Raw genomic sequence first — 13,432 nt, forward strand, 5'->3', positions numbered from 1 at the left:
GCCCCTCGCATAGAGGGGCTTTTTACTCAGTCAGACAGACTTTCAGAGAAAACATCGGCTAGCCAACGATGGCCTGCCCTGTTGAAATGCCCTTCATTCGGATGGAAAAGGCTTTCTGGACTCTCCTCAATTTCTAACTTGCTCACAAAATCCAGCACATCAACACCCTCTTCCTCCAGCCTTTGCGTCAAAACAGACGAGAGCACCTTCTGATAAACCTGGGGAATAGACCCTTCTCGCGTTAAACCCTGGCCCGGGAGCAATGCGACCTGTAATTGAATGCCGGCTTCTTCCAGGCTCGCATTGCCCTGCGCGATGAATCCCATGAACAAATCCACCTGCTCTTGTGTGCTCACCAACAAGTGCTCACGGAGAGCTTTTGCGTCAATGCCCACCCATTGGTTCACGATGCGTCCAACCTCGAAGTTGGCAATCCAGTCCTGAAACACATTGTAAGGCTGGTAGCCCTGAAGGATTTCCGACCGGACGCTTTTTCCATTAAACGCAGGTGGTTTCGGCTTTAGCGGGACCGGCACGTTTTCCAGCGAAAGGCTCCCATTGGGTGCGAGCCGGTAGAAGGGCTTTCCGTGAGCTGCCTGCAATGGAAATGGAGCGCCGTTATCCAACAAATCATTGCCAAGATAGACCACCCACACCAGCTCTTTCGGTCGATATTCCAGAAGGCTGTCGAGCAATACCAGTTGCTGGTCATTCGAGTATCCCGGAACTCCGGCATTCAGATAGGTCTGGCCTGATGACTGGTCGAGCAATTCGGTAAATACCTCTTCGTCGTTTGCGCCCAGACCAAAGGTGAAACTGTCGCCGAGAAACATCACAGAACCCGGCCGGGCAAAGTCCAGCTCATTGCCCCTGAAACCGAGGGGATTTACACGGTAAGTAACGTCAAAATCATGATGGACATGGCGGCCTTGCCATCCCGGCGCCAGCTTCCAGCCAAGCCTCGAATCGTAGAGGATAAACCCCTCATCCATCTGCCCTGCCGGGTCAATTCTTGGCTTCAGCAGACCCAGACCCACTTCCAAAATAACAACCGCAATCACAACACCCAGGATTGCCGACATAAACCCGAATAAGCCTTTCCGGTCCCCAACATTGGACGACATAACATTCCCCCATCCTTAATGGAAACTATGGCGCGGAATCGCCTCCCGGCCGATAGAAACTGTCCAGCTGCCGATCTGTCGCCTATCGACTTGCTCATCGGCGACAGCCTCGCCTTTCACTGGCACATGACCTGCTCAAATAACGTTATCGAAGGTGAAGCAGAGCTGGAAAAGGTTCCAGAGCCTGGAACTCTTGGTCTGGCAAGCCTGGCCTTTGCAGGCTTGCTCCTGATGCACCGCCGCACAAAGACCGCCTGACAACGCTTAGAAAAGCGTATAGATAAACGGTGCAAACGCAGAACCTTGCGAGAAAACAATCAGCCCGCCCAGAAGCACCAGCGTTATAAATAACGGCACCATCCAGTACTTCTTCCGAGCCCGGATAAATAAAAAGAAATCCCTGAATAGTTCCATCATCAGAAAAGCATCTCCAGGCTTGTAGACTCAGGACTCTTGCGGCGATAAGTCACTGCCGATGAGTCGAATTTCTTGGGTATCGGGTCTTTGCCAACCATTCGCATGATCAACCCCATTGGAACCACCATCAGGAAGTACACAAGCCCCAGCAGCAGGACTGAGTTCAACCTTCCCAGCGGCACAGCGACCCACATCAAAAGCTTGTAGACGGGCCTTAACACCACAGGACAGGCGACAGCAGCTATCAATATGCCTGCGGCGACAGCCCATGGCCATAGCAACCGCTCAATGCCAAACAACCAGGGCAGCACCCCGTAAAACAGAACGGGTAGAAGCACCGCCAACCCAATGCCAAACTTTCTCAGATCCGCTTTAGAGACATCCATCCGCATCAATCCAATTCAAAGTTGTCAACATGGCCTCGAAAGGCGTCATTGTCCGGTTGATCAGTCTTCGCAAGCACATAGTTACCCATGACCAGATAATCCATATCGGTCGCCATAAAACAACGGTACGCATCCTCAGGCGTGGCGACGATCGGCTCACCACGGACATTGAAGGAGGTATTAATGAGCACCGGGCAACCTGTCAGGTTATTAAACGCCTCCAGCAGGCGCCTGTAGCGCTCTGAACCGCCCTCGCCTACGGTCTGCAGGCGGGCACTGAAATCCACGTGGGTTACCGCAGGAATCTCCGAGCGCTTGAGCTTAAGCAGATCAAGCCCACTGGCCTCACCAGAAATCCGATCATCACGCTTACTGTAAGCGACCGGCGCGGTTGTGAGCATGTAAGGGCTTTCATGACTGCAATCAAACCACTCTGACGCCCGCTCTTGCAGTACGGAAGGCGCAAATGGCCGAAACGATTCACGAAACTTTATCTTCAGATTCATGATTTCCTGCATGTCCCGGCGTCGGGGGTCGCCAAGAATCGAACGGTGCCCAAGGGCCCGCGGGCCAAACTCCATCCGCCCCTGGAACCAGCCGACCACTGCGCCGTCAGCAATCAACGATGCCACCTGATCAAACAAAGTTTCATCATCTACCCTATTCCCAACGGCAGAAAATTGCGAAATCGTCTCTGCGATCGCCGATTCTGAATAATCCGGCCCCAGATAAGCGCCCTGCATGGCATCCGGATAGGAAATCTGCCGCTCCTGGCCGAAATGCAGGTACCAGGCAGCCCAAGCTGCGCCGGGTGCACCGCCGGCATCTCCGGCTGCAGGCTGAATCCAGACATCTTTGAATCCGCTGCTTTTGATTACCTCGCTGTTCGCAACGCAATTAAGGGCAACACCACCGGCCAGGCACAGTTTGTCACAGCCAGTTTCTTCATGAAGGCTCCTAGCAAGCAATAGCACACATTCGTTGGTGACCTGCTGGATAGACGCCGCAATGTCCATGTGCTTTTGCATCAGCTCATCGGATTCACCGTTTCGAGCTGCCAGTCCAAACAAGGACTCAAACGCTGAAGAGGTCATCCGCAGCCCGGTGCAGTACTCGAAATACCGCATGTCCAGCCGGTACGAGCCATCCGACTTGATGTCGATCAGGTGCTCTTTGATCAGATCTGAATAGATAGGCTTGCCATAGGGCGCCAACCCCATGACTTTGTATTCGCCCGAATTGACCTTGAACCCCAGGAAATAGGTAAAGGCTGAATACAGAAGACCCAGCGAATGTGGGAAATCAATTTCCCATAACGGTTGCAGCTTGTTCCCCTCACCCAGCCATGCGGAAGTCGTCGCCCACTCGCCCACACCATCAAGACACAGCACTGCCGCCTGCTCAAACGGTGATGGAAAAAAAGCTGACGCTGCGTGTGACTGATGATGAGCAGAAAACAGAAGCGGCGGCAGTTCACTGATCTCGACGCCCGACAAGTCCGCCAATTGACGACGCAATTCTTTCTTTAAATAGAGCTTTTCTTTAAGCCATACCGGCATGGCCTTGAGGAACGAGCGAAGCCCCCTTGGGGCGAAACTCATGTATGTTTCCAGCAAACGTTCAAACTTGAGCAGCGGCTTGTCGTAGAACACAACCGCTTCAACCTGCCCTAAATCCACAGACTCGAAAGACAGGCAAAACTTTACGGCTTCAACTGGAAAGCGTGGATCGTGTTTCTTGCGGGTGAAGCGCTCCTCCTGGGCTGCAGCCACTAGTTTGCCATCGCAAATGATGGCCGCTGCCGAATCGTGGTAATAAGCCGAAATCCCAAGAATGTAGCGCGGACGATCGGAAGAACTTACTGCGGAACCATCCATAGATTACCATCTGTAAAAAATACTGACTGCCTCAGAGATGCAACACCAAGCGCCTGATACAAAAAACGGGATGCGGCAAAACCGCATCCCGTTTTCAGATTATCTGCCCCGTTCAAGCAAGGCAAATCAACTCTGGTTCAACTTACTCAGCTCTTCACACGCTTGCGCATGCCAAGACCCAGAAGGCCGAGACCCAACAGGGCCAGTGTGCCGGGCTCTGGAACCGTGTAAGAACCTTCAGTGATGTCATTGGCGCATGACATAGTCCAACGCAGACCAATCTCTTGTGGGGTCAGAGCATTAAGCCCCAGATCCGACAACGCAATCTTGAAACTGAGATTAGTGATCGTAGCGTTAGACCGGTCTTCACCCGTGATGCTTAGCAAGGCGCTTCCAGCACCAGTGCCTCCGCTTCCATACGCAACTTCCTGCTCAACACCGGATCCTCCCCGAACACTCGCTGCGTCGTGCAGATCATCTGAGTTCAGAAGAGTCGCACCTGACAGGTTCACCAGATCGGCAGAACCGGCAAGCAATGAGCTCACGTCTACTGCAAACTCCCAGGACTCACCGTTCGTCGCATCATCATTCGCGTAAGGGGCAGCACCGAAAGGGTTCCATCCGTTCGTGCTAATGAACAGGTCACCATAGGTCCACGAGGAGTGCTCTTCAAAATTCGTTTCCACATCAACAAAGAGATAATCCATGTTGCTGGAAACATTCATGCCAAACACCTGGAAAGCACCAGCACCACCCAGAATATCTTCAGAGTGGCCGGCCCCGATATACTGGTCAGCGCCCTGATCATCGATAGTGTAGGCAGCTGCTCCTGATGCCACACCCAATGACAAAACGGTCGAAAATAGAAGTTTGTTTAGCGTTTTCATAATGCTTCGTCCCTTATCCCTGTTTTAAAGGCTTATAATGCACCTTTTTCAACTACAGCTGCCTGCAAACTGCGGGCCAATACTATTAAACGCCTATATTTCATATCCTTAAAAAATTCGAAAACCATTTCAGAAACGTAAATGTAAAGTTAGCTGACGGTATCTTCCCAATTCCCCCGATAACCAGTAATCTCACCACCGAAATGGAGTCATCGCAATGGATACCATTGCGGCAAGTTAGGCCACAGCCAGAATTGCCGTCTCGGCATGAGCAAGTCAGGCTATACTGCCGGTCAATAAAAAAGGGAAAGCAGTTGGCGCAGACACGGATCGGGCATTTCATCGAAACAGAGATTGCGGGAGGCGCCGAACAGGTGCTGATCGACCTTGCCCGTTATGCGAATTCAAAGACCCATAACTTCCAGGCTGTGGTTTTACACTTCGGCCACCCGTGGATTGCTGAACAGTGCGAATCACACGGCCTTGAACACATCGCTGTCCCTTTTTACAGAAACTTCAAGAGCACTATACGATTGCCGTTGTTTGCATGGGAGTTCGGGCGCTGGCTAAAGAAACAACGGATAGATCTGCTCCATAGCCACCTTTTTGGGCCGGTCACAGGCGGAGCACTGGCCGCCACGGTTGCTCGGATCCCTCATGTTGGAACCCTGCACGATGTGTACATGATTCAGGAAAAGCCAGCACGCATTCATCTTGTCTGGCTAGCAACCCTGTTCGGAACGCATCTTGTCACCGTCTCGAAAGATATGGAGGAGTTCTACCGGTCAAAAGCCCCGTTCCGGAAACATTCCATAACCACAATCTACAACGGAATAGATTTCAACGACGCCTCTGCGACGGAAAGCTCAGAGGGCAACCCGCTATCCATCATCTGCGTCGGGCGCCTAGTTTCATTGAAAAACATAGACCTGATTATCAGGGCAACGTTGTTGCTGGCTAAACGGAGCAATGTCCAGCTCTATATACTGGGCGAAGGGCCTGAACGCCAAAACCTTGAGTCGCTGGTACCGGAAGATTCAAAAGATATTATTCACTTCCCTGGCGTATCCAGAGATGTACTTGCCTGGTTAAGAAAATCCGACATTTTCGTACAGTTCTCGTCAACCGAAGGGCTTTCCAGGAGCGTTATCGAGGCCACTGCGGCAGGGCTTCCCACCGTCGTCAGTGACGTCGGGGGGAACCGGGAAATAGTCGAACACAACTGGACCGGCTTTGTTGTCCCCTCTGGCGATTCTGAAGGGCTCATTGAATCAATTTCCAAACTGCTGAATGATAGTGAGCTGCGCCACAATATGGGTGAGCGCGGAAAACAAAGGGCCAAAAAACTGTTTTCCAGAACGATCAACAACGACCAATACATTCAGCTGTATCAACAATTGCTATTTCACTAATCCAACCTTTTGATACCTGGAAAGGATGCTATGAACAAGGAATTCAAATCGATCTGTGTAGTTGGCCTTGGGTACATCGGCCTTCCAACCGCCTCCCTGCTGGGCACCAAAGGGTTTGAGGTGCTCGGCGTTGATGTTTCACAAGACGTGGTAGACACGATCAATGCTGGAAAAATCCACATTGTGGAGCCAGATCTCGATATCCTTGTAAAATCGTCGGTGAACGCCGGTTATCTGACTGCTTCCCTTACGCCGAAAGAAGCCGACGTCTTTATTCTCGCTGTACCCACACCATTCTGTGACGACCATCAGCCTGACCTGAGTTACATCGACAAAGCCACCCGGATGATCGCTCCGTACGTGAAGCCGGGCAACCTGGTAATACTGGAGTCCACAAGCCCCGTCGGTACAACGGAGCACACGGTCGCACGAATTCTTCGAGAGGGCGGACATGATGTCGGAAAAGATGTTCACGTCGCCCACTGCCCTGAGAGAGTGCTGCCAGGACGAATTCTGATTGAACTCGTTGAAAACGACCGAATTGTCGGCGGGATAAATGCCAGTTCCACCGAAAAAGCCGCCAGTTTCTATCGCTCGTTTGTTCGTGGCGAAGTACTTGAAACCAACGCAGCCACGGCGGAAATGGCAAAGCTGACCGAAAATGCATTCCGCGACGTCAACATTGCGTTTGCCAATGAGATGTCAATAATCTGCGATAACCTCGGAATCGATACTTGGGATCTGATCAACCTGGCCAACCGGCATCCAAGAGTCAATATCCTTCAGCCTGGCCCAGGCGTGGGCGGGCACTGCATCGCGGTTGACCCTTGGTTTATTATTGCCAGCGATCGCGAAAATTCCAAGCTGCTGGAAACCGCCAGACTTGTGAACGACAACAAGCCACAATGGGTGATCAATAAGGTCAAAGCGAAAGCCGCCAAGTTCAAGAACCCCCAAATTGCCTGCCTGGGCCTTGCCTTCAAAGCCAATGTAGACGACTTGCGCGAATCCCCCGCCGTGAAGATCGTCAGGCAACTGCAGAATGAAGCTGTAGGGGAACTCCTTGTCTGTGAACCTAACATCCATCAACATCCAGATTTTCAGCTTCACAGCATCAGCGACTGCATCGAAAACGCTGACATCGTTCTACTTCTGGTTGACCACCGCGAATTCAAAGCACTCAAACCGGCCGACCTTAATGAAAAAATCCTCATCGATACACGCGGAGCAATCCGATAGGCCCATAGAATGAAACGAATTCTTTCAATTTTTGGCACACGGCCTGAAGCCATCAAAATGGCGCCAGTTGTTAAGGCGATTGAAACCAGCCCTTCGCTGGAAAGTATCGTGGCGGTCACCGCTCAGCACAGACAGATGCTGGACCAGGTACTGGCCCTATTTGAAATTCAGCCTGATTTCGACCTGGACATCATGAAACCCAACCAGGATCTTTTCGATGTTACATCCAGGGTATTACTAGGAATGAGGGGGGTCATCGAATCGGCACAACCCGACATTATCCTCGTGCACGGCGACACCACTACATCATTTGCGGCTGCCTTGGCCGGCTTTTATTCCAACGTGCCAGTCGGCCATGTTGAAGCAGGCCTGAGAACTGGCAACATGCGCGCCCCCTTCCCCGAGGAAGCCAACAGAAGCCTGACGGGTCGCCTCACGGAAATGCATTTTGCGCCAACCGAAACTGCCGGCAAAAACCTGCAACAGGAAAACGTTGCCAGAGAGAAGATATGGGTAACCGGTAACACGGTTATTGATGCCCTTCTGATGGTTAGGTCAACACTGGCTGGCTATGATAAAGAGTTCTGGGAGGCCAGATTGGGAGCCCCCCTAGTCAACAAAGTTACTACAAACAGCGGAAAACTGGTTCTGATCACCGGGCACAGGCGTGAAAATTTCGGACAGGGATTTCTGAATTTCTGCCAGGCGATACACAATCTTGCACAAAAGCACCCGGACTGGCTCTTTGTCTATCCAGTGCATCTTAACCCCAACGTCCAGAAACCCGTTTCGGAACATCTCGGCAACTCACCAAACATCATTCTGACTGAGCCTGCGGATTATCTGCCCTTCATCTGGCTCATGGACCAGAGTGACCTGGTACTGACTGATTCGGGAGGCATTCAAGAGGAAGCTCCATCCCTTGGCAAACCGGTGGTTGTAACACGGGAAGTTACAGAACGTCCCGAAGCAGTGGAAGCTGGAACCGTGAAGCTAGTCGGTACAGACCGGGATAAGATCGAGAGCACCATTGAAGACATCCTGACGGACGAAGACCTCTACAAGGCAATGTCCCGGGCGCACAACCCTTACGGTGATGGCAATGCCGCGGCACGAATTGTCGAGGTATTGATGCAAAAAAATCTGCAGCAACAATGAGTAGTGGGAAGCTATTAAAAGGGTCCGCTCTTCGATTCAGTGCCCTGATTATCGGAATGGCCATCTCATTCCTGATGATGCCTTTTCTCATCCGCAGCCTGGGTGACCACTGGTATGGACTGTGGATTCTGGTTGCCAGCACCCTTGGCTTCTACGGCGTGTTCGACTTCGGGTTGGCAAGTGCAACCCAGCGGTATATTTCGCACGCACTCGGCCAGCAAGATGAAACACGCCTGAACCAGATCCTGTCCAATTCGCTCTTCATCTATGCATTTATTGCCGTCATCGCGGTAGTCGCTAGCGTTTCTATTGCACTCAGTTCAGACCTGTTTTTCGATAACCCGGAAGACAGTGAAGTATTCCGAACCATCATCCTAGTGATGGGCAGTACCTTCGCCATCCACTTCGTGATGAACGCCTATTACGGAATCCTGACCGCCTATATGCGGTTTGATATTCAGGCATCGACCGATATTTTCAAAACGGTATTCCGTGCCCTTACAGTTTTTCTTGTTTTCCAGCATGACCCAAGTGTTATCAATCTGGCCCTTATCACGGTGCTATTCGATCTAATATCGCAGTTCATCATATTGCGGGCGGCCAAGCGTGAGGCACCCTGGATAGCTCCCACGCTCGCTCTCGTAACCAGAGAAAACATGGCGGAACTCGTGAACTTCGGTTTTCATAGTTTTGTTATGTTTATCGGCCAGAAATTGCGCGCAAGGGGACCACACTTTGCGATTGCCGGAACCCTTTCGATTGGAGTTGTAACTGTATTCCAGATTGCGACACAGCTCATACAATATCTGTCCCAACTTCAATCAGCTTTGCTAGGCGTGATATTACCCTCGTTCACGAGATTGCTCGGCGAAGAGAAAACTGAAGAGTTAAACCGCAACTATCTTTTCACCCTGAAAGTTTCAACATTGACCGCATCCTGCTTGGCCGGCGGCATGATTGCCCTAGGCCAACCCTTTATATCGTTCTGGATTGGCCCGGACTATGATGCTGCCTACTTTACATTGGTGCCGTTGGCTATTGGCTATTTTTGCGTTCTTTTGCACTACCCCTCGTTTCAGTTGCTCGTTGCACTGGCTCAACACAAGAACTATGCCCGTTATGAAGTGCTGGAGGGGATTGCACTCACCCTTGCAACCGTCATTGTGGCGCCCCTGGGTGGACTGACTACCGTTGGCTGGGCAATCGGTGGCATATTGATGATCGGGCGACTCGCTGTAATTCCGCAGTTGATCAAGCGAGCTTGGGGGACGCCTGTAGGCTTCATCCAGTTTCAGATCTTGAAGTACTTGTCATTTGTCATACCCGCGCAATGTGTCTTGTGGTTTGCACTCAAACAGGTGGACATCCAATACGGTTTTATGGCCTCGTTATTACTTAGCATTCCGATGTTCGGCATTTACATCGTGCTATTTCACCTGCTGATTTTCTCTCAATCAGAGAGGAAAGCAATAAAAGCACTGTTAAGCAACTATCTTGTCCCAGCTAAACTCCGGCCACGATGAAACAGAACATGCACCTACTCAGAATATTACATCAGTTATGAAACTTATTTATTGTGCGGCCCTACAGTGCAGCAAAAATCAGGTGTAACGGTTGTTGGTGTTAGGTTCGCCACAAGAACACTACTAATCCATGCCAACCTGAATTGTAATAAAGGATACTGCGGTTTTCATGAAGATACTCTGGCTGTCTCATTTAGTACCTTACCCGCCCAAAGGCGGAGTCCTTCAACGATCATACTATTTGATCAAGGAACTGGCTCACCACCACACCGTTGACCTCGTGGCATTTAATCAAGCCGGACTAATAGCTCCTTTTTATAATCACAACATTGAGGAGGCTCTGGAAGATGCCAAAAAACACCTCTCTCTTTTTTGTCATCATGTTGAGTTTTTCAAGATTCCGAACGAGACCGTTAGCTCAGGGAAGTTGCGACTCGCCCTTAAGAGCCTGGTCACTCCAGCGCCGTATACCATCAACTGGCTCCAATCAGCTGAATTTGAGCGATATCTACATCACCTTGCGCATACAGAACAGTACGATCTGGTCCACTTTGACACCATTAGCCTCGATGTTTTTCGACATTGCTTTGATGGTATTCCCTGCTTTCTGGATCACCACAACATCGAGTCACACATGCTCCTGAGGCGGGCCAAAAACGAGCGCAACATTCTGAAAAAGGCCTATTTCTACCAGGAAGGCCTGAGGTTAATGAGATATGAACAGCGTGTTTGCCCACTTTACTCAGGCCACATAACCTGTTCTGACATCGATAGTGCTCGATTAAAGGCCCTGACACCGAATTCAAGCATAAAGACCATTCCAAATGGCGTTGATACTGGCTTTTTTAGGCCCCAAGGGCTTGAACAGGAAAAGAACACGTTGATTTTCGTGGGCACAATGAACTGGTATCCGAATATTGAGGCCGTTCTGTATCTTTGCAATGAGGTTATGCCCTTGCTCAGAAAAAATCGGAGCGATATCACGTTGAAGATTATTGGAGCCAATCCGCCGGACGAGATCAAGAAATTCAATGATTTGACAAACGATATCAAGATTCTTGGCTTCGTCGATGAAATCCGCGATCACATTGAAAAAGCGACATTATACGTATGCCCGATAATGGATGGAGGCGGAACAAAGCTGAAAATTCTCGATGCTCTAGGAATGGGAAAGGCGATTATTGCGCACCGCATAGCAAGCGAAGGAATCGATGTGGAAGAAGGGGAGAACATCATCTTTGCTGATACCCCTGAAGAGTACTGCAATGCCATTATTGAAATGCTGAATGACCCTGCGAAACGCAAACGTTTAGGAGAAGCTGCCAGACAGCTCGCGGTTGCACGGTATGATTTCGAGTCGATCGGACAGGCACTCAGCAATTACTACCTTGAAAGGACTGGTCACTAATATGTGCGGCATAGCAGGATGTACGGTACGCGGCTTGAACCAATCAGACATAGAAACTCTGGCGAACTCGTTTGTCGCCTCTCTGAATCATCGAGGTCCAGACGGGCATGGATACTGGTCCGCACCTGACAATTTTCTTTTGGCGCACACCCGCCTCTCAATTCAGGATTTGTCGGAGGCTGGCAAGCAGCCGATGCACTCTCCCAGCCGAAGATACGTAATTTCATTTAATGGGGAGATATACAACTTTCCGGAAATCCGAAAGGAACTGCAGCAGAAAGGGGTGCTCTTCAAAGGACACTCTGACACCGAAGTCATCCTGGCACTCGCTGATTCGATAGGAATTGCTGCGACCCTGAAGAGGATCGACGGAATGTTTGCTATCGCCCTCTTCGACCGCCAGTCAGGGGAGCTTACGTTAGCTCGCGATAGAATGGGTGAGAAGCCCCTGTTTTATGGGTGGGTGAGCGATCAGTTTATCTTTACCTCTGAATTGAAAGCAGTTAAAGCACTGGGGAAGAAACTCACGCTGAACCGGGAGGTCCTCGGAGATTATCTGGCGTGCGGTTATGTTCCCACTCCGCATTCCATTTATAGGAACATTTACAAGCTAACACCCGGAACATATCTGACCCTGGCACCAGGTGACCAAGTCAAGCAGCCTCACCAATTCAATCCACTCCCCGGGAGTGGGACTGGTCCCACACGATACTGGGATCTTCAGAGATTCGCGAAGACAGAGCCAGACCTTAAGACACCCGTTGAGGCCACCCGGCAGTTGCAGGACTGCTTGATGGAAACAATAGGCCAGCAGCTTATAGCAGATGTTCCCGTTGGCTGTTTCCTATCCGGCGGGGTTGATTCAACACTCGTCACGGCGCTGGCTCAGGCGAATTCGAACACCCCGATCGATACATTCACCATTGGATTCGACGATCCGCAATTTGATGAGGCTCGCTATGCGTCGAAATTAGCCAAACATATTGGAACCAATCACCACGAGACTTATATTTCCAGCAACGATGCTCTCAGCATGATTGATTCTCTGCCTACGATTTATGACGAGCCGTTCGCCGATCCTTCTCAACTTCCATCAGTACTCGTCTCATCGGTTGCCAAAGAGTCGGTTACCGTTTGCCTCTCAGGTGATGGAGGTGACGAGCTTTTCGCTGGCTACAACCGGTACTCCAGCACGTCATCGTTACTGAAGAAGACCAACCGAATACCTGCCCCCGTGCGTCTACGGCTTGGCTATCTTCTTTCTCGAATGAACCTTGCGTGGATTGAAAGCCTTCTACCCCACATTGGCCGCATTCCCGGATTATCTGCCGCCAACCAGTCGAACATCGCGTTAAAGGTCCGCAAGCTTGGCTGGCTGATGCAGATGACAAAATCAGAAGATATCTATCTTTTCCTGCTGAGTTTAAACGGCCTTCAGCCTGATCCATGCAGGCACCCTGACATCTTGCATAGGCGAATTTCTGAGGCCTTTCTTAGCGACCAGGACTTTCTCAATACTGTGATGCTGCTTGACCAGCTGAACTATCTGGTTGACGACAACCTCATGAAAGTCGACCGCTCCTCTATGTCAGTTTCCCTGGAAACGCGCTTACCACTCCTTGACCGCAAAGTCGTGGAACTATCCTGGCGCATTCCCCCGTCGCTGAAGCTAAACGATGGGCAAACAAAATGGCCCTTGCGCCAGATCCTCTATCAGCATGTCCCGAAAACTCTCATAGAACGGCCAAAAATGGGTTTTTCAGTGCCGCTTTCAAAGTGGTTAAAAAAAGAGCTAAACTGCCAAGTCAATGAGTTATTAAACAGTTCAGATGCAGGAAACCTTCTTAATATGGACCACTACAGAGAGCTTTGGGTCCAACATAATCTTGAAAAGAGGGATAATAGTTTACAGCTCTGGCCCGTCATTGTTTTGTTACAGTGGCTGAAGGCGAATCAGGGACACCTTGATGATTTTTAGTACCAATGTGTTCTTTTTTGTAC

The 13,432-nt window shown here is 50.6% G+C and carries 12 protein-coding genes; 7 read left to right on the forward strand and 5 right to left on the reverse strand.

Going from position 1 to position 13,432, the window contains the following annotated elements; translation table 11 throughout:
- Nucleotides 1-26: 26 nt before the first annotated feature.
- Nucleotides 27-1,124, reverse strand: coding sequence for an SGNH/GDSL hydrolase family protein (locus tag QLQ17_RS09980; RefSeq protein WP_283209435.1), 1,098 nt, complete (start codon nt 1,122-1,124; stop codon nt 27-29).
- A gap of 27 nt (nt 1,125-1,151) precedes the next feature.
- Between QLQ17_RS09980 and QLQ17_RS09985 the strand changes: the two genes are divergently transcribed.
- The gene (locus QLQ17_RS09985; protein ID WP_283209436.1) at nt 1,152-1,382 is read left to right on the forward strand and encodes a PEP-CTERM sorting domain-containing protein; all 231 of its coding nucleotides are present in this window, start codon (nt 1,152-1,154) and stop codon (nt 1,380-1,382) included.
- A 6-nt stretch (nt 1,383-1,388) separates the two neighbouring features.
- On the opposite strand, the gene QLQ17_RS09990 is transcribed toward QLQ17_RS09985, so the two are convergent.
- From QLQ17_RS09990 to QLQ17_RS10005, 4 genes are all read right to left on the reverse strand, one after another.
- The gene (locus QLQ17_RS09990; RefSeq protein ID WP_283209437.1) at nt 1,389-1,541 is read right to left on the reverse strand and encodes a DUF5989 family protein; all 153 of its coding nucleotides are present in this window, start codon (nt 1,539-1,541) and stop codon (nt 1,389-1,391) included.
- Nucleotides 1,541-1,927, reverse strand: a complete 387-nt coding sequence (locus QLQ17_RS09995; RefSeq protein WP_283209438.1) for an SxtJ family membrane protein — start codon at nt 1,925-1,927, stop codon at nt 1,541-1,543. The genes QLQ17_RS09990 and QLQ17_RS09995 overlap by 1 nt, the downstream gene beginning before the upstream one ends.
- A gap of 5 nt (nt 1,928-1,932) precedes the next feature.
- On the reverse strand, nt 1,933-3,804 hold the full coding sequence (locus QLQ17_RS10000; RefSeq protein ID WP_283209439.1) for a carbamoyltransferase family protein: 1,872 nt from the start codon (nt 3,802-3,804) through the stop codon (nt 1,933-1,935).
- A gap of 146 nt (nt 3,805-3,950) precedes the next feature.
- Nucleotides 3,951-4,691, reverse strand: coding sequence for a PEP-CTERM sorting domain-containing protein (locus QLQ17_RS10005; protein ID WP_283209440.1), 741 nt, complete (start codon nt 4,689-4,691; stop codon nt 3,951-3,953).
- A gap of 314 nt (nt 4,692-5,005) precedes the next feature.
- Here QLQ17_RS10005 and QLQ17_RS10010 point away from each other — a divergent pair, with 314 nt between their 5' ends.
- From QLQ17_RS10010 to asnB, 6 genes are all read left to right on the forward strand, one after another.
- Entirely contained in the window at nt 5,006-6,103 is a 1,098-nt protein-coding gene (locus QLQ17_RS10010; RefSeq protein WP_283209441.1) for a glycosyltransferase, read from the forward strand.
- Nucleotides 6,104-6,133: 30 nt separating this feature from the next.
- On the forward strand, nt 6,134-7,342 hold the full coding sequence (gene wecC / locus QLQ17_RS10015) for a UDP-N-acetyl-D-mannosamine dehydrogenase (protein ID WP_283209442.1): 1,209 nt from the start codon (nt 6,134-6,136) through the stop codon (nt 7,340-7,342).
- Between the two features lie 9 nt (nt 7,343-7,351).
- Entirely contained in the window at nt 7,352-8,500 is a 1,149-nt protein-coding gene (gene wecB / locus QLQ17_RS10020) for a non-hydrolyzing UDP-N-acetylglucosamine 2-epimerase (RefSeq protein ID WP_283209443.1), read from the forward strand.
- Complete coding sequence (locus QLQ17_RS10025) at nt 8,497-10,023, forward strand: lipopolysaccharide biosynthesis protein (protein WP_283209444.1); 1,527 nt, start codon at nt 8,497-8,499, stop codon at nt 10,021-10,023. Before wecB ends, QLQ17_RS10025 begins: the two co-directional genes overlap by 4 nt.
- Before the next feature lie 169 nt (nt 10,024-10,192).
- The gene (locus QLQ17_RS10030; protein WP_283209445.1) at nt 10,193-11,431 is read left to right on the forward strand and encodes a glycosyltransferase family 4 protein; all 1,239 of its coding nucleotides are present in this window, start codon (nt 10,193-10,195) and stop codon (nt 11,429-11,431) included.
- Nucleotide 11,432: 1 nt separating this feature from the next.
- Nucleotides 11,433-13,409: an asparagine synthase (glutamine-hydrolyzing) gene (asnB, locus tag QLQ17_RS10035; RefSeq protein WP_283210146.1), complete on the forward strand. Its 1,977-nt coding sequence runs from the start codon at nt 11,433-11,435 to the stop codon at nt 13,407-13,409.
- The last annotated feature ends 23 nt before the right edge of the window (nt 13,410-13,432 follow it).

Source organism: Marinobacter sp. CHS3-4 (assembly GCF_030053415.1).
Lineage (GTDB): Bacteria > Pseudomonadota > Gammaproteobacteria > Pseudomonadales > Oleiphilaceae > Marinobacter.

What these genes read in the sequence shown, in the direction of transcription:
- wecC (WP_283209442.1), top strand. Translation starts at nt 6,134, where the DNA reads ATGAACAAGGAATTCAAATCGATCTGTGTAGTTGGCCTTGGGTACATC.
- QLQ17_RS10030 (WP_283209445.1), top strand. Translation starts at nt 10,193, where the DNA reads ATGAAGATACTCTGGCTGTCTCATTTAGTACCTTACCCGCCCAAAGGC.
- QLQ17_RS09995 (WP_283209438.1), bottom strand. Translation starts at nt 1,927, where the DNA reads ATGGATGTCTCTAAAGCGGATCTGAGAAAGTTTGGCATTGGGTTGGCG.
- QLQ17_RS10025 (WP_283209444.1), top strand. Translation starts at nt 8,497, where the DNA reads ATGAGTAGTGGGAAGCTATTAAAAGGGTCCGCTCTTCGATTCAGTGCC.
- QLQ17_RS10000 (WP_283209439.1), bottom strand. Translation starts at nt 3,804, where the DNA reads ATGGATGGTTCCGCAGTAAGTTCTTCCGATCGTCCGCGCTACATTCTT.
- wecB (WP_283209443.1), top strand. Translation starts at nt 7,352, where the DNA reads ATGAAACGAATTCTTTCAATTTTTGGCACACGGCCTGAAGCCATCAAA.
- QLQ17_RS09980 (WP_283209435.1), bottom strand. Translation starts at nt 1,124, where the DNA reads ATGTCGTCCAATGTTGGGGACCGGAAAGGCTTATTCGGGTTTATGTCG.
- asnB (WP_283210146.1), top strand. Translation starts at nt 11,433, where the DNA reads ATGTGCGGCATAGCAGGATGTACGGTACGCGGCTTGAACCAATCAGAC.
- QLQ17_RS10005 (WP_283209440.1), bottom strand. Translation starts at nt 4,691, where the DNA reads ATGAAAACGCTAAACAAACTTCTATTTTCGACCGTTTTGTCATTGGGT.
- QLQ17_RS09985 (WP_283209436.1), top strand. Translation starts at nt 1,152, where the DNA reads ATGGCGCGGAATCGCCTCCCGGCCGATAGAAACTGTCCAGCTGCCGAT.
- QLQ17_RS09990 (WP_283209437.1), bottom strand. Translation starts at nt 1,541, where the DNA reads ATGATGGAACTATTCAGGGATTTCTTTTTATTTATCCGGGCTCGGAAG.